Below are 21520 nucleotides of genomic sequence, written 5' to 3'. Positions count from 1 at the left end.
GGGGGGGCGTGCGGCTCAGCGGCGGGCGGAGGCGCGGCGGCCGAGATGCTGGCGCGGCTGGACCTGGTGCGGGTCGCGGGTGGCGCAGGGGCCCTCCGGCATCGCCGGGTGGCTGCCCAGCAGGACGACGCCGACGACGATCGCGATCAGGCCGATGACCTGCCAGGCCAGCGCGCCGGGGGTGACCCGCAGCCGGTCGCCGAGGAAGCCGACGCCGCAGGCGATGCCGACGATCGGCTCGGCGGCGGTGAGCGCGGGCAGCGAGGAGCGCAGCGGCGCGGTCTCGAAGGCGCTCTGCACCAGCAGCAGCCCGGTCAGGCCGCAGCCCACGATGACGTACGGCTGCCAGTGCGTGAAGACCGCGGCGATGCCGCCGTCGTGGATGAGGGTGCCGACGACCCGGGTCAGGGCGTCCTGGAGGCCGTAGAGGGTGCCGGCGGCCAGGGACAGCAGAGTCGCCTCGCGGGTGGGCCGCAGCCGCTTGCCGATGGCGGTCAGCAGCATCGCGAGGCCCACGACGACGCCGAAGACCAGCCAGTGGCGCAGCGGCGAGGCGAGGTGGCCGCCGCCGGAGGGCCGGCCGGCGACGATGAACGCGGTGACGCCGAGTGCCAGCACCAGCACCCCGCCCCAGCCGCTGCGGCCGAGCGGCTGGTCGCTCAGCCAGCGCGACAGCGCCATGGCGAACAGCAGGTTGGTGGCGAGCAGCGGTTCGACCTGGGAGACCTCGCCGTGGGTGAGGGCGAGCGCGCCGAGCACCTGTCCGGCGACCATGGCGGCGATGCCCAGCAGCCATTCGGGCATCTTCAGCAGGTCGAGCAGCAGCCGGAAGGAGAGGAAGTCGGCCAGCGGGGCGCGCTGGGCCGCCCGCTGCTGGAGCACGAAGCCGAAGCCGAGGCAGCACGCGGCGCCGATACCGAGCAGGAACACGGCCACGACGTCACCCTTCCCAGCGAGCCGGGCGCACCGCACCGGCGGCTTGTCGAAGTGCTGCCGACGATAGCGCCCCCGCCGGATGTCAGCGACCGCCTCGCTCCGTCAGCCCCACTGGTCGTAGCCGAGCTTCGCGACCAGCGCGACGACCACCACCATGAGTGCGTAACGAATGAAGGAGGCGCCGCGTTTCAGGGCCATCCGGGCACCGAGCGCGCCCCCGGTGACGTTCCCCACCGCCATCGCGGCAGCCGTCAGCCACATGACGTGGCCCTCGGCGACGAAGACGATCAGGGCGCCGAGGTTGGTGCCGACGTTGACGACCTTGGCCATCGCCGAGCCGTGCACGAAGTCGGCGCCGAGCACCAGCAGGAACGCGATGATCAGGAAGGTGCCGGTGCCGGAGCCGATCACGCCGTCGTAGAAGCCGATGCCGCCGCCGCACAGGATCGCCGCGGTGACCGCCTTGCGCCTGCTCAGGCGCACCGGCGTGTGGGTGCGGCCGAAGTCGGGGCGCAGCGTGACGAAGGCGCCCACGGCCAGCAGCGCGATCATGATGACCGGGCGGAAGACGGAACCGGGCAGCGCGGTGGCGACCAGGGCGCCGCCGGCCGCCGCGGGCAGCGCGATCGCCGCGGCCAGGCCCAGGAAGCTCCAGTCGACGTCGGTCCTGCGCAGGTAGGTGGTGGCGGCCGAGGACGTGCCGGTGATGGCGACGGCCTTGTTGGTGCCCAGGACGGTGGCGGTGGGCAGGGTGGGGAACGCGATCAGCATCGCGGGCAGCTGGAGGAGCCCGCCGCCACCCACCACCGCGTCGATCCAGCCCGCCGCGGCGGCCACGGGTATCAGTTCCAGCGCGACGGCGCTCATCGGTCCCCCTCGGAGTCGGCCGGTGGCACGATCATGCCGGACGCGGCCGGGCGGACCGCGGCCGGGCTCAGACCTCGGTGACTTTTCCGGCCTCGACCTCGAAGCGCCGGGTGGTGTGGACCGCCTCCAGCATTCGCCGGTCGTGGGTGACCAGCAGCAGCGTGCCGTCGTAGGAGGCGAGGGCGGACTCCAGCTGTTCGATGGCGGGCAGGTCCAGGTGGTTGGTGGGCTCGTCCAGCACCAGCAGGTTCACGCCACGCGCCTGGAGCAGCGCCAGTGCGGCCCGGGTGCGTTCGCCGGGCGACAGCGTCGCGGCGGGCCGCAGCACGTGGGCGGCCTTCAGCCCGAACTTGGCCAGAAGTGTCCGTACGTCCGCGGGCGGGGTGTCGGGGACGGTCGCGCAGAACGCGTCGAGCAGCGTGGCGTCGCCGTGGAAGAGCCCGCGGGCCTGGTCCACCTCGCCGACCACCACGCCGGGACCGAGCGCGGCGCTCCCGGCGTCCAGCGGGCGGCGGCCGAGGAGCGCGGCGAGCAGGGTCGACTTGCCGGAGCCGTTGGCCCCGGTGACGGCGATCCGGTCGGCCCAGTCGATCTGGAGGTCCACCGGGCCGAGCCGGAAGCCGCCGAGCGCGACCTCGGCTCCGCGCAGGGTGGCCACCACCGCGCCGGAGCGGGGCGCGGCGGCGATCTCCATGCGCAGCTCCCACTCCTTGCGCGGTTCCTCGACGACGTCGAGGCGCTCGATCATGCGCTGGGTCTGGCGGGCCTTGGCGGCCTGCTTCTCGGTGGACTCGGCGCGCACCTTGCGGCCCATCTTGTCGTTGTCGCCGGACTTGCGGCGGGCGTTGCGCACGCCGTGCTCCAGCCAGTTGCGCTGGGTGCGCGCACGGGCCTCGAGGGACGCCCTGGTGTCGGCGTACTCCTCGTACTCCTCGCGGGCGTGCCGGCGGGCCACCTCGCGCTCCTCCAGGTACGACGCGTAGCCGCCGCCATAGGTGTTGACCTGCTGCTGGGCGAGGTCCAGCTCCACGACCCGGGTGACCGTGCGGGTGAGGAACTCGCGGTCGTGGCTGACCACGACAACGCCGGCGCGCAGGCCGCGCACGAACGCCTCCAGGCGTTCCAGGCCGTCGAGGTCGAGGTCGTTGGTGGGCTCGTCGAGCAGGAAGACGTCGTAGCGGCTCAGCAGCAGTGACGCCAGGCCCGCGCGGGCCGCCTGGCCGCCGGACAGGGAGGTCATCGGCTGGTCGAGCCCGATGGCGAGGCCGAGGTCGGCGGTGACCTGCTCGGCGCGTTCGTCCAGGTCCGCGGCGCCGAGGGCGAGCCAGCGGTCCAGCGCGGCGGCGTAGGCGTCGTCCGCGCCCGGGGTGCCGTCGGCGAGCGCCTGGGTGGAGGAGTCCATCGCGGCCTGGGCGGCGGCGACGCCGGTGCGGCGGGCCAGGAAGTCCCGCACGGTCTCGCCCGGGAGGCGTTCCGGCTCCTGGGGCAGGTGGCCCACGGCCGCGGAGGACGGCGAGAGCCGCAGCGTGCCGGCCTCGGGCCGCGCCACCCCGGCGAGCATCCGCAGCAGGGTGGACTTGCCAGCCCCGTTGGCCCCGACGAGCCCCACCACGTCCCCGGGCGCGACGACGAGGTCGAGCCCGGAGAAGAGCACGCGGTCGCCGTGCGCGGCGGCGAGGTCCTTGACGACGAGGGTGGCAGTCATAAGGGGGCAGATCCTATCGGGCGCACGCGGCCACCAGGTCTGTCGCCCGCCTGCCGTCGGGCATGCCCGGCCGCGGGGAAGGCGGGCCGGGTCGGGCGGTCGGGTGAGACCACCGGGCCGGGCCACCGGGGCCGAGAATCATGCAAGCACGCTTGATTGTTGTCGCGGCCGGTGCCAGCCTGCTCGGGAGCGAGGCGTTGGTGACCGTTCGTCAGACGAGGGGCCTGCGTGGTGCAGACGCGTGCCGTGTGCGAGGTGCTGGACGACCTGCGGGACGAGGGCGAGGAGCTCGACCGGCTGGTGGCGGGGCTGCCGGAGTGGGAGTGGCGGCGTGCGACACCCGCGCCGGGCTGGACGGTCGCCCACCAGATCGCGCACCTGGCCTGGTCGGACCGCCAGGCCCTGCTGGCGGTCACCGCCCCCGACGCGTTCCGGCGCGAGGTGGAGCGGGCGACGCCCGCGTTCGTGGACGACGCCGCCGCCGAGGGGGCGGCCGGACCGCCCGGTGAGCTGCTGCGGCGGTGGCGGGACGGGCGTGCCGTCCTGCGCGGCACGCTCGCCGAGCAGCCGCCGGGCGCCCGCCACCCGTGGTTCGGCCCCCCGATGGCCACCGCGTCCGTGGCGACCGCGCGGCTGATGGAGACGTGGGCGCACGGCCAGGACGTCGCGGACGCGCTCGGGACCACGCGGCAGCCCACCGCCCGGTTGCGTCACGTCGCGCACATCGCCGTGCGCACCCGGGACTTCGCCTTCCGGCTTCGCGGCCTGCCCCCGCCCGAGTCCGAGTTCCGGATCGAACTGACCGCGCCGGGCGATGAGTTGTGGGCGTACGGGCCGGAGGACGCCGCGCAGCGAGTGACCGGGGCCGCGCTCGACCTGTGCCTGCTGGCCACCCGGCGCCGCCACCGCGCCGACCTCGCGCTGCGGGCGGAAGGAGCGGACGCCGACCGCTGGCTGGACCTCGCGCAGGCGTTCGCCGGGCCACCAGGAGCGGGCCGGGAGCCGGGAGGGGGTGCGGCGTGACCGCGACCGCCGGCGGCAACCGGGAGACCATGCTGGCCCGCCTCGCCGAGCTGGAGGCCGAACACGCCAAGGCGATCGCGGGCGGCGGGCCCAAGTACGTCCAGCGCCACCGCGAGCGGGGGAAGTTGACGGCCCGTGAGCGCATAGAGCTGCTGCTCGATCCCGACTCGCCCTTCCTCGAACTCTCCCCGCTCGCCGCCTGGGGCAGCGACTACCCGGTGGGCGCCTCGATCGTGACCGGGATCGGCGTGGTCGAGGGCGTCGAGTGCGTGGTGACCGCCAACGACCCGACCGTGCGCGGCGGTGCCAGCAACCCCTGGACGCTGAAGAAGGCGCTGCGGGCCAACGAGATCGCGTACGCCAACCGGCTTCCGCTGGTGAGCCTGGTGGAGTCGGGCGGCGCCGACCTGCCGAGCCAGAAGGAGATCTTCATCCCGGGCGGTGCCCTCTTCCGCGACCTGACCCGGCTGTCGGCGGCCGGTATCCCCACGATCGCGGTCGTCTTCGGCAACTCCACGGCGGGCGGCGCCTACGTGCCGGGGATGTCGGACCACGTCGTGATGGTCAAGGAGCGCGCCAAGGTCTTCCTCGGCGGCCCGCCGCTGGTCAGGATGGCCACCGGTGAGGAGGCCGACGACGAGTCGCTGGGCGGCGCCGACATGCACGCCCGGGTCTCCGGTCTCGCCGACCACTTCGCGCTGGACGAGCCGGACGCGCTGCGCACCGCCCGCCGCGTCGTCGCCCGCCTCAACTGGCGCAAGCGGGGCCCGGGTCCGCGTCCCGACCCCGAGCCGCCGCTGCACGACGAGGAGGAGCTGCTCGGCATCGTCCCCGGCGACCTGCGCACCCCGTTCGACCCGCGCGAGGTCGTCACCCGGATCGTGGACGGCTCACGCTTCGACGAGTTCAAGCCGCTGTACGGGCCGAGCCTGGTGACCGGCTGGGCCGAGCTGCACGGCTACCCCCTGGGCGTGCTGGCCAACGCGCAAGGTGTGCTGTTCAGCCCGGAGTCGCAGAAGGCCGCGCAGTTCATCCAGTTGGCCAACCAGCGCGACATCCCGTTGCTGTTCCTGCACAACACCACCGGCTACATGGTGGGCCGGGAGTACGAGCAGGGCGGCATCATCAAGCACGGCGCCATGATGATCAACGCGGTCTCCAACTCCCGCGTCCCGCACATCTCCCTTCTGGTCGGGGCGAGTTACGGCGCCGGCCACTACGGCATGTGCGGCCGGGCGTACGATCCGCGGTTCCTGTTCGCCTGGCCGAGCGCCAAGTCCGCGGTGATGGGTCCCGCGCAGCTGGCAGGCGTGCTGTCGATCGTCGCGCGCCAGTCGGCGGCGGCGCGCGGTCTGCCGTACGACGAGGAGGCGGACGCGGGCCTGCGGGCCGTGGTGGAGCGGCAGATCGAGGAGGAGTCGCTGCCCGCGTTCCTGTCGGGCCGGCTGTACGACGACGGGGTGATCGACCCCCGCGACACCCGCACGGTGCTGGGCGTGTGCCTGTCCGCGGTGCACAGCGCGCCGGTCGAGGGCGCGCGCGGCGGCTTCGGCGTCTTCCGGATGTGAGGGAGCGGACGATGACGATCTCTTCCGTCCTGGTGGCCAACCGCGGCGAGATAGCCCGCCGCGTCTTCCGCACCTGCCGCGCCCTGGGCATCGCCACCGTGGCGGTGTACTCCGACGCGGACGCCTCGGCGGCCCACGTGCGGGAGGCGGACGCGGCGGTGCGACTGCCCGGCGAGTCGTCGGCGGATACGTATCTGCGGGGCGAGGCCGTGGTGGCGGCGGCCCTGGCGGCTGGCGCGGACGCGGTGCACCCGGGGTACGGGTTCCTGTCGGAGAACGCGGGCTTCGCGCGGGCGGTGCTGGACGCGGGGCTGGTCTGGATCGGCCCCTCGCCCGAGGCGATCGAGGCGATGGGGTCGAAGACGCGGGCCAAGCGGCTGATGCGCGACGCGGGGGTGCCGGTGCTGGACGGCACGGGCGCGCCGCCTCCGCTGCTGATCAAGGCGGCCGCGGGCGGCGGCGGCCGGGGCATGCGCGTGGTGCGCGAACTCGGGTCGCTGGACGAGGAGTTGGCGGCGGCACGGGCGGAGGCGCGGGCGGCCTTCGGCGATGACGAGGTCTTCGTCGAACCGTACGTGGAGGACGGCCGGCACATCGAGGTGCAGGTGCTGGCGGACGCCCACGGCACGGTGTGGACCCTGGGCGAACGCGACTGCTCGGTGCAGCGGCGCCACCAGAAGGTCGTCGAGGAGACCCCGGCGCCCCGCGTCGGCGACGACCTGCGCCGTACGCTGCACGACGCGGCGCGCGAGGCGGCCAAGGCGATCGGCTACGTGGGCGCGGGCACCGTGGAGTTCCTGGTCTCCGGCGCGGGCCGCCCGTACTTCCTGGAGATGAACACCCGCCTACAGGTGGAGCATCCGGTCACCGAGTGCGTGACCGGGCTGGATTTGGTGCGCGAGCAGATCCGCGTCGCGCAGGGCGCGCGGCTGACCGGGCGGCCCCCGGCGCCGCGCGGTCACGCCGTCGAGGCCCGGCTGTACGCGGAGGACCCGGCGCACGAGTGGCGCCCGCAGGCCGGCACCGTGCACCGCTTCCGGATCGAGCCGGGCCCGGGGCTGCGGGTGGACTCCGGGGTGGAGGACGGCGACGAGGTCGGAGTGCGCTACGACCCGATGCTGGCGAAGGTCGTCGCGCACGCCGGCACCCGCGAGGAGGCCCTGCGCCTGCTGGCCCGCGCCCTCGAACGCGCCCGGCTGCACGGCCCCTTGACCAACCGGGACCTGCTGGTGCGGGTGCTGCGCGATCCCCGGTTCGTGCGCGGCGGGGTGTCCACGGCGTTCCTCGCCGACTTCGACCTCGCGGGTCCTGACGACCCGTCACTCGACGGCCTGTCCGCGCTGGCCGCCGCGCTCGCCGACGCGGCGGGACGCCACCCGCTGGGCGGCTGGCGCAACGTCCCCTCGCAGCCGCAGCTCAAGAGGTACGCGGCGGTGCGGGACGGCGCGGTTCACGAGGTGCGCTACCGGCACACCCGCAGGGGCCCGGTGCCGGTGGGGCACGAGGACGTGCGGGTGCTGTCGTACGCGACCGGCGGCACGGTCCTCGAAGTGGCGGGCGTACGACGGAAGTTCGAGGTGGCGGTCTACGGGGACCAGGTGTTCGTGGACTCCTCCCTGGGCTCCCGGGCGTTCACCGCGCTGCCGCGCTTCCCCGAGCCGGAGGCGGGCACCGCGCCGGGGTCGCTGCTCGCGCCGATGCCGGGCACGGTCGTGCGGATCGCCGAGGTCGCGGTCGGGGACCGGGTGACCGCCGGGCAGCCGCTGCTGTGGCTGGAGGCGATGAAGATGGAGCACCGCGTCAGCGCCCCCGCCGACGGGACCCTCACCGCCCTGCACGTCGAGCCGGGGCGCCAGGTGGAGTTGGGCGCCGTCCTCGCGGTCGTCGCGGGGCCGGGGAGCACGGACCGCCGAACGGCGGAGCCCGCAGCAGCCGACGGAGAAGGAAGGCACCTGTCATGAGCGTCACCTTCGACAACGCCCTGGTGGAGAGCGCGGAACGCCGCGAGTTGCGCGCCTCGGTCGCCGCACTGGGCCGCCGCTTCGGCCGGGAGTACTTCACCACCGCCGTCCGCGAGGGCCGGCAGACCGACGAGCTGTGGCGGGAGGCCGCGAAGCTCGGCTACCTGGGCGTGAACCTGCCCGAGGAGTACGGAGGCGGCGGGGCGGGGCTGTCCGAACTCGCCATCGTGCTGGAGGAGCTGGGCGCGACCGGCTGCCCGCTGCTGCTGCTCGTGGTCTCCCCCGCCATCTGCGGCACGGTCGTCGCCCGCTTCGGTACCGAGGAGCAGAAGCGCCGCTGGCTGCCGGGGCTCGCGGACGGCACGACGCGGATGGCGTTCGGCATCACGGAGCCGGACGCCGGGTCCAACTCGCACCGGATCACCACCACCGCCCGCCGTGACGGCGACACGTGGGTGCTCACCGGCCGGAAGGTCTTCGTCTCAGGGGTGGACGTCGCCGACGCCACGCTGGTCGTCGGCCGCACCGAGGACGCGCGCACCGGCAGGCTCAAGCCGTGCCTGTTCGTCGTGCCGCGCGAGACGCCCGGCTTCGAGTACCGGCACATACCGATGGAACTGGCCGCTCCCGAGAAGCAGTTCCAGCTCTTCCTCGACGACGTGCGGCTGCCCGCCGACGCGCTGGTGGGCGACGAGGACGCCGGGCTGCTGCAACTGTTCGCCGGGCTCAACCCGGAACGCGTCATGACCGCCGCCTTCTCCCTCGGCATGGGCCGTTACGCCTTGGAGGCCGCCGTCGAGTACGCGCGGGTCCGGCAGGTGTGGAAGGCGCCGATCGGGGCGCACCAGGCCATCGCGCATCCGCTGGCCCAGGCCCGCATCGACCTGGAGCTGGCCTCGTTGATGACGCGCAAGGCGGCGTTCCTTTACGACGCGGGCGACGACATGGCGGCGGGCGAGGCGGCCAACATGGCGAAGTACGCGGCCGCGGAGGCCGGCGCCCGCGCGGTCGACCAGGCCGTGCACACCCTCGGCGGCAACGGCCTGACCACGGAGTACGGGCTGGCGTCGCTGCTCACCGCGTCCCGGGTGGGGCGGATCGCGCCGGTGAGCCGGGAGATGATCCTCAACTTCGTCTGCCACCACACCCTCGGCCTGCCCAAGTCGTACTGAGGACGCCTGATGACGCAGAAGTCCGCACCCGTCCGCGTGACCCACGATCGCGGAATCGCGGTGGTCGCGCTCGACTCGCCGCACAACCGCAACGCGCTGTCGTCCGCCCTGGTGGCCGGGGTGAGTGCGGCGCTCGACGAGGCGGCAGGCGATCCCGGCACCCGGGCCGTGCTGCTCACGCACACCGGCAACACCTTCTGCGCGGGCGCCGACCTCACCGAAGACCGTCCCACGGGGCCTGCCGAACTGACCGCGCTGCTGCGGTCGTTGGTGGAGTCGCCCAAGCCGGTCGTCGGCCACACCACCGGGCACGTGCGCGCCGGGGGGCTGGGTCTGCTGGCGGCCTGCGACATCGCGGTGGCCGGACCCCGCGCCACGTTCGCCTTCACCGAGGCGCGGCTGGGACTCGCGCCCTCGGTGATCTCGCTCACCGTGCTGCCGCGGATGCGGCCCAGGGACGCCGAGCGCTACTACCTGACCGGCGAGGTCTTCGACGCCGCCGAGGCCGTGCGCACCGGCCTGGTCAGCGCGCGTGACGAGGCGCTTGACGGCATCCTGGACGGCCTGCGGGCGGCCTCGCCGCAGGGGCTCGCGGAGTCCAAGCGGCTCACCGGCGCGGCGGTGCTACGGTCCTTCGACCGCGACGCGCGCGCCCTGGCCGAGCAGTCGGCCCGGCTGTTCGCCTCCGCCGAGGCGGCCGAGGGCGTGCGCGCGTTCCTCGAACGAAGGGAGGCCCCTTGGGCGTTGTGAGGACCGCGTCCGCCGACGCCGACCGCTCCCCCAAGCAGGACCGCAGCCGGGCGACCCGGCGGCGGCTGCTGGAGGCGGCCGTCGCGTGCCTGGCCGAACGCGGCTGGAGCGGCAGCACGGTCACCGTGGTCGCCGAGCACGCGGGCGTGTCGCGCGGTGCGGCGCAGCACCACTTCCGCACCCGGGAGGAGCTGTTCACCGCCGCCGTCGAACACGTCGCGGAGGAGTGGCTGACCACGATCCGGCGGCGGGAGCGGCCGCTCGCTCCGCACGGGCCCGAGCGCACCCACGCCGTCGTGGAGCTGCTGGTCGAGGTCTTCACCGGCCAGTTGTTCCGGGCGGCGCTGCACCTGTGGGTCGCGGCGGCCGACGAGCCGGGCCTGCGTCCCCGGGTCGCCGCGCTGGAGAGCCGCATCGGACGGGAGGCGCACCGGGTCGCGGTGGAACTCCTGGAGGCGGACGAGAGCCTGCCGGGGGTGCGGGAGACCGTCCAGGCCACGCTGGACATGGCTCGCGGGCTGGGGCTCGCCACGCTGCTGCGCGACGACACCCCGCGCCGCACCGCGGTCGTCGCCCAGTGGTCCCGGGTCCTCCAGGCCACCCTGCACGGCTGACCCGCCCGGACGGCCGCCGGCGGCCTCTCCCCGCCCCGGCCTCGCGGCCTCCTCCGACCGCGGCGTACTGACGTACGCTGAAGGAGGAGCTGTGTACCGATGCGTACCGGGAGTGAACCGACTCAGGCCCGCAGTCCGCTGCGGGCGCGGCTCGCGCTGACCGTCTTCGGCCTGGCGTGGGCGTTCGGCGGGATGGCGATCTTCCTCGCCACCGGTCATCCGGGATGGGTGGCCGTCTTCGCCGCGATCGCGCTGGTGGCTTCGGTGGACCTGCTGGTGATCGTCCACCACCTGCATCAGGGCCCGCACTACCAGCCGGGCCGCGACGTCCCGCCGTACTGGCCGGTGGACCGCGATATCCCGCCATACCGGCGCTCCGGGCGCGACCGTTCGCGGTGGCCGCGCTGAGCGGCGCCGCAGAACCGCAAGGCGGCAGGTGCGCGCGCCGCGATGTTGCGGGCGTGAAACGCCTCATTGACAACGAGTTTCCCGCAAGGTTGTCATGAGCACACACGTGGGCGCGAGAGCACCCGACCGGTGCCGCCCAACGGTGTCAGTGACGTCCTCACGTCGTCACGTCCGGCCGGGCGAAGGGTGGGCAGCTGTCATGCGGGAGTCGGCCGCCTGGGGCGGCGGGTCCACGGGACCGCGTTCCGCCGTGCCCTCGATCGGGAGCACCGCCCTGCCTGCCTCCGCCTCCGGGCCCGCTGGCCCGCGCGACGGCTCCGGCGGCCCCGCGCACGACGCCGCCCCACCACTGGTCCCCGAGGATCCGGCCCTCGCCCGCCCCGGCGCCCTGCTCGCGCTGCCGGGGACGCGAGGCAACGAGGGTCACGCCTCGCTGACCGGCCGCAGGGGGTTACTGGACGACGCCTACGCCCGCCTCGCGGCGGACCGGGCGGTGCTGTTCTGCGGGCCCGCGGGTATCGGCAAGTCGACACTCCTGGCCGCGCTGGTCGCCTGGGCCGCGGAGAGCCCGGGCGGGGCCGTGCTGCGGTGCGCGCCCGCGCCGGAGGACGCGCGGCTGCCGTTCGTCGGGTTGATCGACCTGTTCGCGTACGTGCCGGAGGAGGTCGTCGACGGCCTGCCGCCGCAGCCCCGCGCCGCCCTGCGCGCCGCACTGCTGCGGGGTGTGGAACCGGACGGCGGCCACAGCACGCTCGCGGTGCGGCTGGCCGTGCTGGAGTCGCTGCGCCGCCTCGCGCGGACCGGGCCCGTGCTGCTCGTGGTGGACGACCTACAGTGGCTGGACGAGCCCAGCGCCGAGGTGCTGGCCTTCGTCGCGCGCCGCCTGGACGGCCTGCCGGTGCGCATGGTGGCCGCCGAGCGGGTGGCCGAGGGAGGTCAGCCGGAACGTCTGCGCTGCTGCCCGCCGGGGACCGCCGAGATCCCCGTGCCGCCGCTGGCCGCCGACGACGTGGCCCGCCTGCTGGGCGGCGTCACAGGAGGGGACCTGCCGTTGCCGGTGCTGCGTGCCATCCAGCGCACCGCGGCCGGGAACCCGTTGTACGCCCTGGAGTTGGGCCGCGCCGCGCTGCGCGACGGCGGCCCCCGCGAGCACGGCGGCGCCCTGCCGGTGCCGCCTCGACTGCGCACCCTGCTGCTGGAGCGGGTCCGTACGCTGCCCGGCTCCGCCCGCCGTACCCTGCTGGTCAGCAGCGCCGCAGCGCGCCCCAGCCTGACCCTGCTGCGCGCCGCGGGCCTGGACGACGCCGGGTCCGGGCTGGCCGAGGCGGAGCGGCTGGGGGTGGCGAGCGCGGACGCCGCCGGTGCCGTGCGCTTCACCCATCCGCTCCTGCGGGCCGCCGTCTACGCCGACGCCTCGGGCCAGGAACGCCGACAGGCGCACGCCCTGCTGGCGGCGGCGGTCACCGAACCGGTCGAGCAGGCACGGCACTTGGCGCTGGCCCGGCCGCACGAGGACGAGGCGACGGCCGCGACGCTGATGGCGGCGGCCGACTCCGCGCGGCACCGCGGCGCGCCCGCGACCGCCGCGGAACTGGCCGCGCTCGCCGCCCGCCGCACCCCGCAGGACCGACCGGGCGATCGGGTCGAGCGGTGGCTGTCGGCGGCGGAGTACGCCTGCGACGCCGGGGACCGCCAGGAGACCGACCGCGTCGCGCGCCTCGTGCTGGCCGACGCGCTCACGCCACGCCATCGGGTGCGCGCCCGCCTGGTGCTGTTGCGCAACGTGGGCCAGGCGCTGGAAGGCGCGCAGGCGCTGATCGAGGACGGTCTGCGGGACGCCGAGGGCGATCCGCAACTGGAGGCGTGGCTGCGGCAGTGGGCCGCGGTGCGCGGGCTGCTGTGCGGGGAGTTGGAGCAGGCCGCCGACCACGCCCAGCGGGCGGCGCGGCGCGCGGCGGCGGCGGGCGACGTCCAGGCCCGGATCACGGCGCTGTTCACGCTGGCCAGGGCGCGGTCGCTGTCCGGTGAGACCGCCGCGGCCGACCACGCGCTGGAGCGGTCGCTGGCGCTGGCCGGCGGCGAGGACGGCGGGCCCGGCAGCTGGGGTCTGCTGCGGATGCGCGCGATCCTGGCACTGGACGCCGACCGGGTGGCCGAGGCCCGCGAGCAGGTGGGCCAACTGCTCGCCTGCATGGACGAGTTCGCCGGCTTCGAGGAGGTCACCGCGGCCCTGGTGGCGTTGACGCGCGTCCAGGTGCGCGCCGGTGAGTGCCGGGAGGCGCTGCGCACCGCGGAGCGCTGCACCCGTACCGTCGAGGAGGCCGGGGTGGAGTCGGCGCCCGCGCTGTACGCCGCCGCGCTGGCCGCGACCACCGGCGGCAGCCCCGAGGAGGCGCGGCACCTGGCCGAGCGGGCGGTGCGGGCCTCGGAGGCGGACGGCGACCGGCTGTTCCTGCTGCGGGCGCTGGCGGTGCTGGGGCAGTCGGCGTTGCAGACCGGGGACCCGCAGGGCGCCGCGCAGGCCGTGGAGGCGCTGCGCCGGGTACGGCAGATCGGCGAGGCGATGGGCGCCGCCGATCCCCCGCTGCTGCACTGGCACGGTGATCTGGCCGAGGCGCTGGTGATGCTGGGCGAGACGGACGCGGCGGCCGGCGTGGTCGAGGAGGCCTACCGCCGCGCGCCCGAGCAGGTGCCCGGGAGCGTGCTGGCCTCCCTGGAGCGCGCCGAAGGGCTGCGGGCGGCGGCGGTCGGGCGGGCCCGGGAGGGCGCGGCGCTGCTGCTGTCCTCGGCCGGGCGGCTGCGGGAGCTGGCGCTGCCGGTGGACCTGGCCCGTACCCTGATCGCGCTGGGCGCGGTGGAGCGAAGAGCCCGGCGCCGTACGGCGGCGCGGGCCGCGCTCGCCGAGGCGCTTCAGATCGCCGACCGAACCGGAGCCGTGCCGCTGGCCGCCCGGGCCGGCGAGGAACTGGCCCGGCTGGACGCGGTCGAGCGCGGCGGCGGTCCCCAACTGACGGCCACCGAGGCGAGGATCGCGGAGCTGGTCGGCGAGGGCGCGACCAACCGCGAGGTGGCGGCGGAGCTGTTCATCAGCGTCAAGACGGTCGAGGGCACGCTGTCGCGGGTCTACCGCAAGCTCGGGGTGCGGTCGCGCACCGCGCTGTCCCGGGTGATGTCCTCGGCCCGCACCGCGCGGGCGGTGAGCGGTGACGACCGGTCGCCGCAAGGACCGGAACCGGCCGAACCGGGCCGCGTGGTCCGGCAGTTGACGGCGGTGCCGCCGGTCCGCCGCTGACCCGGCCCGCGACCTGGCACATGCGTCGCGATCCCCCGTGCGCCTGCTGCCTTCTTCGCACCTACGTCACGCCATGCCCTCGTACGACCCTCGTGCGATACGCGTACGTCATACGACACGCACCGTTAACACATGGGGCAAGGGTTCCCCCGCTTATGGCGAGGGCTCGGCGTTCCTAGCGTGGTGGTCGTCCCGCTCCGCTCGTGAACGCCATCCCCCCATGGAGGAACGCCAAGTGACGTCACGTCTGAAGCTGCTCGCCCTGGCGACGACCCCCGCCCTGCTGCTCGCCGCCGTCCCCGCCGCCTACGCCGCCGTCCCGCAGTCGCACACCGCCCGCGCCGCGGTCAGCGGTGACGTGGTGCCGGGCCTGGGCACGCAGGCCCACCGCACCGGCAGCGTGTCGGCGAACGACCGCATATCGGTCGCCGTCAGCCTGGCGCCCAGAAACGACAGGGCGCTCGACACCTTCGTCGCCCAGGTCACCGACCCGCACTCGGCCCGGTACGGGCACTACCTGACGAAGGCTCAGTTCACCGCACGCTTCGGCCGCAGCGACGCCGAGGTCGCGCAGGTCAAGGACTACCTGCGCTCGCAGGGCCTGACCGTGGGCACCGTCCACTCCGGCAACCTGCTGATCGACGCCAGCGGCACCGCCGCCCAGCTGGAGAAGGCTTTCGGCACCAAGCTGTCGACGTACAAGGACGCCAGGACCGGGCGCTCCTTCTACGCCAACGACTCGGCGCCCACCCTGCCGGCCTCCATCGCCTCGATCGTCAGCGACGTATCGGGCCTGAACAACCACGCCCAGCTGACGCACGCGCCGGTCACCAAGGCGGCCTCCCCGCACAACGGCCCGAACGGCGGCTACACCCCGGCGCAGCTCAAGGGCGGCTACAACGTGCCGAGTTCGTACACCGGCAGCGGGCAGAAGGTCGCCCTGCTGGAGTTCGACGGCTTCCAGCAGTCCAACATCAGCACCTACGACAGCCACTACGGCCTGGGGTCGCCCGCGCCCACCGTGCAGGAGGTGGACGGCGGTTCCGGCGCGCTCGGCGACGGCCAGGTCGAGGTGGAGCTGGACATCGAGGTGATCAACGCGATCGCCCCCAAGGCCAACGTCACCGTCTTCGAGGGCCCGAACACCGACGCGGGCGAGGTGGACACCTACCAGGCCATCGTCGACAGCGGCATCCCGACCACGTCCAGCAGCTGGGGCGCGGCGGAGTCGCAGCGCACCACCAGCAACATCAACGCGGTGGACGCGGTCTTCAAGCAGGGCGCGGCCGAGGGCCTGGGCTTCTACGCGGCCTCCGGTGACGACGGCTCCGACGACGCGGGCGACGGCGGCACCTCGGTCGACTACCCGGCGAGCGACCCGTACGTCACGGGCGTCGGCGGCACCCAGCTGACCGTCACCTCCTCCAACGCGTGGAGCAAGGAGACCGCGTGGTCGGACGGTGGCGGCGGCAAGTCGTCGGTCTTCAAGATCCCGAGCTGGCAGACCCCGGTGCAGCTCAGCCAGGGCGGCGGCTACCGCCAGGTGCCGGACGTCTCGGCCGAGGCCGACCCGACCCCGGGCGTGTCGATCTACTCCCAGGGCGAGTGGGAGCCGGTCGGCGGCACCAGCGCCGCGGCGCCGGAGTGGGCGGGCTTCGCCGCGCTGTACAACCAGCAGGCGGCCGCCAAGGGCAAGGCGAACCTCGGCTTCGCCAACCCCACCCTGTACGCGGCGGGCGGCACCGGCTTCCACGACATCACCAGTGGCAGCAACGGCGCCTACCGGGCCGCCAAGGGCTGGGACTTCACCACCGGCTGGGGCTCGTACAACGCCTCGACGCTGGCCGCGAAGCTGCTGGGCAGCTGACCGGCGAAGCCCGGGGCCGCCGATCGGCCTGACCTCCCGATCGGCGGCCGGTGAACGACGACGAGAGCGCGGGTGCCGGGGACGACCTCCCGGCACCCGCGCTCTCTTCATGCGCTGCCCCGCCCTGGCGAGGCCCGGCCCGGTCGGAGGCATCCTCGGCCCCCGCACGCCCGCCGCCGTCCGCCTGGAGAACGACGCCCGCTTCCCCCGACTTCGTCGGCGAGGGACTCATCCGCGCGGCGGAACAGGGCCGCGAGGTCCTCCGCACCAGGGCCGCGGCGGCCTCGGACGACTCGCAGCGGACGCGGCGGGAGCGATCGCCTTCACTTCAACCCGGCAACCGTCACTTCAGCGACAGCGACGCCCACACCGTCTTGCCCGAGCGGTCCGGGGTGGTCCAGCCCCAGGTGTCGCTGAGCGAGTCGATGACCTGCAACCCGCGGCCCGACTCGGCCAGTTGGTCGGCATCCTTGCGGACCGGCGCGGCGCTGCTGGGGTCGGAGACCGCGCACAGCACGCCCGCACCCCTGCGCAGCAGGCCGAGCCAGATGCGTCCGGGCGCCGACGCGCCGGCGGGAGCACAGGGCAGCCCGTAGCGCAGCGCGTTGCTCAGCAGTTCCGAGACGATGACGGCGACGTCGTCCACGAGGGGCTGCATGCCCCAGCCGGTGAGCGTCGAGCGGGTGAACCGCCGTGCGTGGCACGGCGCTTGGGGCTCACCCTCCAGGCCGCAGGCGGCGAATCCGGTCGGACCGGGCTCGCCGCCCTCCGCGGGCAGCGCGTTCAGCGCGGCCAACGCCAGCCAGTGCCTGCCTGATCCGTGCTGTGCGGGGTCGGCCGATGAGCTGACCGGATGCGTTGTCATCACGTTCTCCGCGGAGGCCCCCGCAGGTCGCCACGGAGACCCTGGGGGCAGTCGTCGTCACGAACGGTTTCTCTGCCGAACCCCACTATTCCGCGCGCCCGGCTCCCGCTGCAAGCACATCTGCAATTACAGTCGGGCGTAAACGCATCTGTAAGTGCATCGGTAAGTACACATGCAAGTACAGATGCACGTGCACGGGGAGTTGACGGTCTGTCACCCGCCGTTCGGGAGGCGGCGCCGCCACCGCGTGCACCTGCGGATGCGGCCTGGGCGCGAACCCGCGCACGGGCACCGAGTGGACCGACCAGAAGGAGAGACCTGACGATGCGGACGTACGACAACGGGGTGCCCGCCACCCTGATCGAGGGCGCCGTGTGGACCAAGAGCCGGCGCAGCAACCCCAACGGCAACTGCGTGGAGATGACCGCGCTGCCCGGCGGCGGCTTCGCCGTGCGCAACTCCCGCCACCCCGAGGGGCCGGCACTCGTCTACACGCGCGAGGAGATCGTGGCGTTCATCGGCGGCGCCAGGGACGGCGACTTCGACGCGATGGTCACGGGTGGTCAGTGACCCCGGTTCGGGGCACGCCAGCACCAGATGACTGTACGGGACGGGACCGTGGGTGCCAGACTGAGTGCTCGCCCAGCAACTCAGGGGAGCCGGAATGACCGCCATGCCGCTGCCGAACAGCGAGCAGCCCATGCGGCGCTACCTGGACAATCCGGGCAGCGGCCCCACGGTCCTGCGCATCGTCCTGGGCAGCCAACTGCGCAGGCTCCGCAAGGAACGCGGTATCACGCCGGAGGACGCCGGCAAGGCCATCCGCGGTTCGCACGCGAAGATCAGCCGCCTGGAACTCGGCAAGGTCGGCCTGAAGGAGCGTGACGTCGCGGACCTGCTCACGCTCTACGGCGTGGCCGACGAGACCGAGCGTGCCGACTACCTCGCCCTGGCCCGGCGCTCCCGGGTGCCGGGCTGGTGGCAGGGGTACGGCGACGTGATGACCGACTGGTTCGAGACGTTGATCGGCCTGGAGGAGGCGACCGACTTCATCCGGACCTACGAGGTCCAGTTCGTCCCCGGCCTGTTGCAGACGGCCGACTACGCCCGCGAGGTCATACTCCTCGGCCACCCGGACGATCCCGACCGGCTGATCGAGCGCAGGGTCCAACTGCGCATGGAACGGCAGAGGTTGCTGACCAGGCCGGAGGCGCCGACGCTGTGGGCGGTGGTCGACGAGGCCGCCCTGCGCCGGGTGCCGGGCAGTGTCGCGGTGATGAGGGAGCAGCTCGAACACCTCCTGGAGGTCGCCGAGTTGCCCAACGTCATCCTCCAGGTGGCCCCGTTCGCCTCCGGCGGCCTGGCGGCGGCGGGCGGGCCGATCACCATCCTCCGCTTCCAGGAACCACACCTGCCCGACGTCGTCTACCTCGAACAGCTCACCAGCGCGCTGTACCTGGACAACCCGGACGAGGTGGACGACTACATGGCGGTGATGGACCGGCTGTGCGCGACGGCCGAGCAGCCGGACCGCACCGTGCCGTTCCTCAAGGAGCTCCTGGCCGGACTGGACTGACGGTACGCCTGCGCGAACGCCGGGTGCGCCGACAGACGTCGCACGTAAGACGACAGGTGCGGATGGCGACCGTCAGGCTCGTCGGCGCCGGGCAGCTGCGAGTCCAGGTGGAGGAGGGCCACCCAGAGGTCGATGTCGGCGGCGGTCAACTCCGCGCCCAGAGCGTACGGTTGACCGGCCAGCCGCCGGTCGAGCCGGTCCAGCGCCGCGGCCCGCTCCCCCGGCAGGGCCGGCGCCGACGCGATCTCCTCGTCCAGGAGCTCGCGGAAGGCGTCGATGCGTGCGGCGAGCGCCACAGGGCGCAACTCCGTTGATGGGTGCGGGCCTTGGGACCCGAGGCGCTCGGCCAGGTCGCGGAGGATGTCGGGCGTGTGGTTGCTCACGACACGGCCGGTCCACTGGTCGCACAGCGCGGGGACGGTGAGCGGGCCCCGGTAGCGGTACCAGGTGGCGTCGTAGGCCCGGCGCAGCGCCTCAGCCCCCTCGTCGCTCGACGACAGCACGGTGACGCCGACCACGTCCTGGAGGCCCAGCAGCGCCAGGGTGATCGACACGCGCAGCGAGCGGGGGCAGTCCTGCTCCAGGTACAGGTGGTAGCGGTGCGGCGCCGGGTAGAAGCCGCGCGCCCGCAGGTCGCCGATCCGGGCACGGAACCGCTCGGGCGCCGCGCCTTCCGTCAACGCGGTGCCAACCGGGGCGAGTTGGAGGTTGCGAGAGGGCGCCGAACAGCCGGGAACGGTATGGGACATGACTCTCCAAGGCGTGGTGAGAGGCCTCCGGGCACCCGCGTGGCACACCTCGGACACGGGAACGTGGAGGCGACGGTGCCGGAACAGCCGTGCTGCGCAAGCCGGGATGACGCTACGTCAGGCCGCGCCCGGAAGCCGTAGCGGCAGTCACGCTCGACGGCGTGGGTGCGCGCGGCGGTGCGGGCGACGCGTGGCACCACGCCCGCGACACGGACGACGTGTGACGGGCGGGTCAGGCCGCCTCGTCGTAGGCGCTGCACACCCGCAGCAGATCGATGTGCAACCTTCTGGTCAGGATCCTGGACATCTCCACCGGTCCCTCCCACGGGCTCGCGGGGACGCGAGACCGCGCTTGCCCCGCCGCGCCGACGGGACCCGGTCGTCACCCGGGGCACCCCGTCGCGGTGGAAGGGTTGCCTGTCAGCGGGCCGGGGCCGGTGACCGCCGCCGCGGGGCTCCCGCGACGCCGGCGCTGACAATCATGACCGTGTCCACGAGTGTGGCCGTGCCCCCTGGGGGCGTCAAGAAGCCTTCCGAGGACCGAGACGACATCGGCCACCGGGCCGCGCGGCGAGGCGGCCGGGAGCGTGTGGTGGACGGCGCCGGCGCATTGACATTCGTTCGGCGCCCTGCCTACGTTACGGCCCACAACGGTCATGAGTGTCGGCGACAGGCCCTGGCCCGCAGACCGGCAACCCTCGCTCCGCGGTGGTGTGCTCCAGGTGACGACCGGACCGAAGACTCTCGGTAAGCGCGAGGCCCGCGAGGGCGGACGGGTGGCGGTGACGGTGATGGAGACAGGACCGGGAGCGACCGCGCGGCGGCGCCACGGCCGGATCTCCGCACACCTCGTAGCCAACCGCTGCGTCGACCTGCTGCGGGTCAGCAGCGCCCTGTGTACCGCCGCCGGACTCCCCGCCGCCCCGCGGCGCTGACCGCCCACGCCACACCGGCCGCGTCCTGAGGCGGCCCGTCCGCCCCGGCGGTGAGGTCCGCCCGCTCGGGTCCGTCCACTCGTCCACGGCGACACGCTCCGCCCGTTCACTCGTTCGTGACCGGCCGGCCGCGTCTGTCCGCCCGTGATCCGGTGGGCTCCGCCCGCGTACCCCCCTCCGCCGCTCGTCCCGTGCTTCGCGCCTCCCACCGGGTGCGCCACCTCGGCGTACGTGTCGGCCGCCGTCGGCCCACAAGTCGTCGCTGTCGGCGGCGACCCGGCCGGTCCCGCGTGAACGCCCTTCCCGGGAGCCTCTCATGACCGAACCCCTGATCACCGCCGCGCCACCCGGGCACGGCCTCGCAGGCCGATCCGGGCCCGCCGGCCCTCGTCGCCGTTGCCACGCCGCCACCGCGCGTCCTGCCCCGGCGGCACCCCGGCCGCTGGATCAGCACGGCCGTCGTCCTGGTGCTGGTCGCGCAGGTCCTGCACGGCCTGGTGACCAACCGCTTCTTCGCGTGGGACCGCTTCGCCTACTGGTCGGTCCGCCCGGTGATCCTCAACGGCCTGCTCATCACCCTGGAGGTGACCGCGCTCAGCGCCGTGCTCGGACTGCTCGGCGGCATCGCCCTGGCGCTGGCCAGGCTGTCCGCCAACCCCGCTCTGCGGGCGGCGAGTTGGACCTACGTCTGGCTCTTCCGCTCGGTGCCGCTGATCGTCGTGCTGTTGTTCCTCTACAACTTCAGCGCGCCTTACCACACCCTCAGCCTCGGCATCCCGTTCGGCCCCGCGTTCGTGCGGTTCGACGAGTCGCGGCTCGCCAGTGACCTGGTGATCGCGGTCGTCGGGCTGAGCCTCAACGAGGCCGCCTACGCCGCCGAAGTGGTGCGCGCCGGCATCCTGTCGGTGGACCAGGGCCGGCACGAGGCCGCCGCGGCGCTCGGTCTGCCGAAGGGGTACCAGTTCGGCCGGATCGTCTTCCCCCAGGCCCTGCGCGCCATCGTGCCGTCCTACGTCAACCAGTTGATCGGCCTGGTCAAGAGCACCTCGCTGGTCTTCTACGTCTCGCTGCTCGACCTGTTCGGCTCGGTGCAGAGCATGGGCAGCACCTACCCGGGCGACATCGTGCCGCTGCTGCTGGCCGCCACCGCCTGGTACGTGGTCCACACCAGCGTCGTGTCCGTCGTCCAGTTCCTTCCCGTGCCGCCGGAGCCCCGAGCCACCGGTCAGGCG

17 protein-coding genes, 1 pseudogene and 2 riboswitches are annotated in these 21520 nt (G+C 74.1%); of the genes and pseudogenes, 13 read left to right on the top strand and 5 right to left on the bottom strand.

Annotated features, from left to right (window positions below; genetic code table 11):
• Positions 1–15: 15 nt before the first annotated feature.
• The 3 genes from CK485_RS22235 to CK485_RS22225 all read right to left on the bottom strand — a co-directional run bounded on the left by CK485_RS22235 (position 16) and on the right by CK485_RS22225 (position 3508).
• Positions 16–936 carry a DMT family transporter gene (locus CK485_RS22235; protein ID WP_109453634.1) on the bottom strand — a complete coding sequence of 307 codons (921 nt, stop codon included), beginning with the start codon at positions 934–936 and terminating at the stop codon, positions 16–18.
• A 102-nt stretch (positions 937–1038) separates the two neighbouring features.
• Positions 1039–1803, bottom strand: a complete 765-nt coding sequence (locus CK485_RS22230) for a TSUP family transporter (protein ID WP_109453633.1) — start codon at positions 1801–1803, stop codon at positions 1039–1041.
• A 67-nt stretch (positions 1804–1870) separates the two neighbouring features.
• On the bottom strand, positions 1871–3508 hold the full coding sequence (locus CK485_RS22225; protein ID WP_109453632.1) for an ABC-F family ATP-binding cassette domain-containing protein: 1638 nt from the start codon (positions 3506–3508) through the stop codon (positions 1871–1873).
• A gap of 231 nt (positions 3509–3739) precedes the next feature.
• Here CK485_RS22225 and CK485_RS22220 point away from each other — a divergent pair, with 231 nt between their 5' ends.
• The 9 genes from CK485_RS22220 (at position 3740) to CK485_RS22180 (ending at position 16163) form a co-directional block, all read left to right on the top strand.
• Positions 3740–4531, top strand: coding sequence for a TIGR03084 family metal-binding protein (locus CK485_RS22220; protein WP_109454334.1), 792 nt, complete (start codon positions 3740–3742; stop codon positions 4529–4531).
• A gap of 29 nt (positions 4532–4560) precedes the next feature.
• Entirely contained in the window at positions 4561–6099 is a 1539-nt protein-coding gene (locus CK485_RS22215; RefSeq protein ID WP_109454333.1) for a carboxyl transferase domain-containing protein, read from the top strand.
• A gap of 11 nt (positions 6100–6110) precedes the next feature.
• A complete protein-coding gene (locus CK485_RS22210; protein ID WP_109453631.1) occupies positions 6111–8060 on the top strand; it encodes a biotin carboxylase N-terminal domain-containing protein in 1950 nt (649 codons plus the stop codon).
• Entirely contained in the window at positions 8057–9232 is a 1176-nt protein-coding gene (locus tag CK485_RS22205) for an acyl-CoA dehydrogenase family protein (RefSeq protein WP_109453630.1), read from the top strand. Before CK485_RS22210 ends, CK485_RS22205 begins: the two co-directional genes overlap by 4 nt.
• Before the next feature lie 9 nt (positions 9233–9241).
• Positions 9242–9982: an enoyl-CoA hydratase family protein gene (locus CK485_RS22200; protein ID WP_109453629.1), complete on the top strand. Its 741-nt coding sequence runs from the start codon at positions 9242–9244 to the stop codon at positions 9980–9982.
• On the top strand, positions 9970–10596 hold the full coding sequence (locus CK485_RS22195; RefSeq protein ID WP_109453628.1) for a TetR/AcrR family transcriptional regulator: 627 nt from the start codon (positions 9970–9972) through the stop codon (positions 10594–10596). The genes CK485_RS22200 and CK485_RS22195 overlap by 13 nt, the downstream gene beginning before the upstream one ends.
• Before the next feature lie 99 nt (positions 10597–10695).
• The gene (locus CK485_RS22190) at positions 10696–11004 is read left to right on the top strand and encodes a DUF6343 family protein (RefSeq protein ID WP_109453627.1); all 309 of its coding nucleotides are present in this window, start codon (positions 10696–10698) and stop codon (positions 11002–11004) included.
• A 199-nt stretch (positions 11005–11203) separates the two neighbouring features.
• Positions 11204–14296, top strand: coding sequence for a LuxR family transcriptional regulator (locus CK485_RS22185; RefSeq protein ID WP_109453626.1), 3093 nt, complete (start codon positions 11204–11206; stop codon positions 14294–14296).
• Positions 14297–14531: 235 nt separating this feature from the next.
• Positions 14532–16163, top strand: a complete 1632-nt coding sequence (locus tag CK485_RS22180; protein ID WP_109453624.1) for a S53 family peptidase — start codon at positions 14532–14534, stop codon at positions 16161–16163.
• A 343-nt stretch (positions 16164–16506) separates the two neighbouring features.
• On the opposite strand, the gene CK485_RS22175 is transcribed toward CK485_RS22180, so the two are convergent.
• Positions 16507–17028 (bottom strand): ATP-binding protein, encoded by a 522-nt coding sequence (locus tag CK485_RS22175; protein ID WP_109453622.1) that lies wholly within the window; start codon positions 17026–17028, stop codon positions 16507–16509.
• Positions 17029–17352: 324 nt separating this feature from the next.
• On the opposite strand from CK485_RS22175, the gene CK485_RS22170 reads away from it, so the two are divergent.
• Positions 17353–17598, top strand: coding sequence for a DUF397 domain-containing protein (locus CK485_RS22170; RefSeq protein ID WP_109453621.1), 246 nt, complete (start codon positions 17353–17355; stop codon positions 17596–17598).
• Between the two features lie 94 nt (positions 17599–17692).
• On the top strand, positions 17693–18604 hold the full coding sequence (locus CK485_RS22165) for a helix-turn-helix transcriptional regulator (protein WP_109453619.1): 912 nt from the start codon (positions 17693–17695) through the stop codon (positions 18602–18604).
• Here CK485_RS22165 and CK485_RS22160 read toward each other — a convergent pair.
• On the bottom strand, positions 18511–19353 hold the full coding sequence (locus tag CK485_RS22160) for a glutathione S-transferase C-terminal domain-containing protein (protein WP_109453618.1): 843 nt from the start codon (positions 19351–19353) through the stop codon (positions 18511–18513). The genes CK485_RS22165 and CK485_RS22160 overlap by 94 nt on opposite strands.
• A gap of 343 nt (positions 19354–19696) precedes the next feature.
• Positions 19697–19840: riboswitch (SAM riboswitch) on the bottom strand.
• A 165-nt stretch (positions 19841–20005) separates the two neighbouring features.
• Positions 20006–20113, top strand: a riboswitch (SAM riboswitch).
• On the opposite strand from CK485_RS22160, the gene CK485_RS28830 reads away from it, so the two are divergent.
• Together CK485_RS28830 and CK485_RS22155 are read left to right on the top strand one after the other, a co-directional pair.
• Positions 20076–20288, top strand: coding sequence for a hypothetical protein (locus tag CK485_RS28830; RefSeq protein WP_158288235.1), 213 nt, complete (start codon positions 20076–20078; stop codon positions 20286–20288). Its footprint overlaps the riboswitch before it by 38 nt.
• Positions 20289–20701: 413 nt before the next feature.
• Positions 20702–21481: pseudogene (locus CK485_RS22155) on the top strand (amino acid ABC transporter permease); the annotation flags it as partial.
• Positions 21482–21520 lie beyond the last annotated feature (39 nt).

Origin of the sequence: Streptomyces sp. ICBB 8177, assembly GCF_003144095.1 — a bacterium.
Taxonomy (GTDB): domain Bacteria; phylum Actinomycetota; class Actinomycetes; order Streptomycetales; family Streptomycetaceae; genus Streptantibioticus_D.
Note: the sequence above shows the minus strand (reverse complement) of the source record. Positions and strands in the feature narration are given on the sequence as shown.

Bases quoted from the DNA above. Each gene is read 5' to 3' on its own strand.
- CK485_RS22230 (WP_109453633.1), bottom strand. From the start codon at position 1,803: ATGAGCGCCGTCGCGCTGGAACTGATACCCGTGGCCGCCGCGGCGGGC.
- CK485_RS22225 (WP_109453632.1), bottom strand. From the start codon at position 3,508: ATGACTGCCACCCTCGTCGTCAAGGACCTCGCCGCCGCGCACGGCGAC.
- CK485_RS22215 (WP_109454333.1), top strand. From the start codon at position 4,561: ATGCTGGCCCGCCTCGCCGAGCTGGAGGCCGAACACGCCAAGGCGATC.
- CK485_RS22210 (WP_109453631.1), top strand. From the start codon at position 6,111: ATGACGATCTCTTCCGTCCTGGTGGCCAACCGCGGCGAGATAGCCCGC.
- CK485_RS22205 (WP_109453630.1), top strand. From the start codon at position 8,057: ATGAGCGTCACCTTCGACAACGCCCTGGTGGAGAGCGCGGAACGCCGC.
- CK485_RS22200 (WP_109453629.1), top strand. From the start codon at position 9,242: ATGACGCAGAAGTCCGCACCCGTCCGCGTGACCCACGATCGCGGAATC.
- CK485_RS22190 (WP_109453627.1), top strand. From the start codon at position 10,696: ATGCGTACCGGGAGTGAACCGACTCAGGCCCGCAGTCCGCTGCGGGCG.
- CK485_RS22185 (WP_109453626.1), top strand. From the start codon at position 11,204: ATGCGGGAGTCGGCCGCCTGGGGCGGCGGGTCCACGGGACCGCGTTCC.
- CK485_RS22175 (WP_109453622.1), bottom strand. From the start codon at position 17,028: ATGACAACGCATCCGGTCAGCTCATCGGCCGACCCCGCACAGCACGGA.
- CK485_RS22170 (WP_109453621.1), top strand. From the start codon at position 17,353: ATGCGGACGTACGACAACGGGGTGCCCGCCACCCTGATCGAGGGCGCC.
- CK485_RS22165 (WP_109453619.1), top strand. From the start codon at position 17,693: ATGACCGCCATGCCGCTGCCGAACAGCGAGCAGCCCATGCGGCGCTAC.
- CK485_RS22160 (WP_109453618.1), bottom strand. From the start codon at position 19,353: ATGTCCCATACCGTTCCCGGCTGTTCGGCGCCCTCTCGCAACCTCCAA.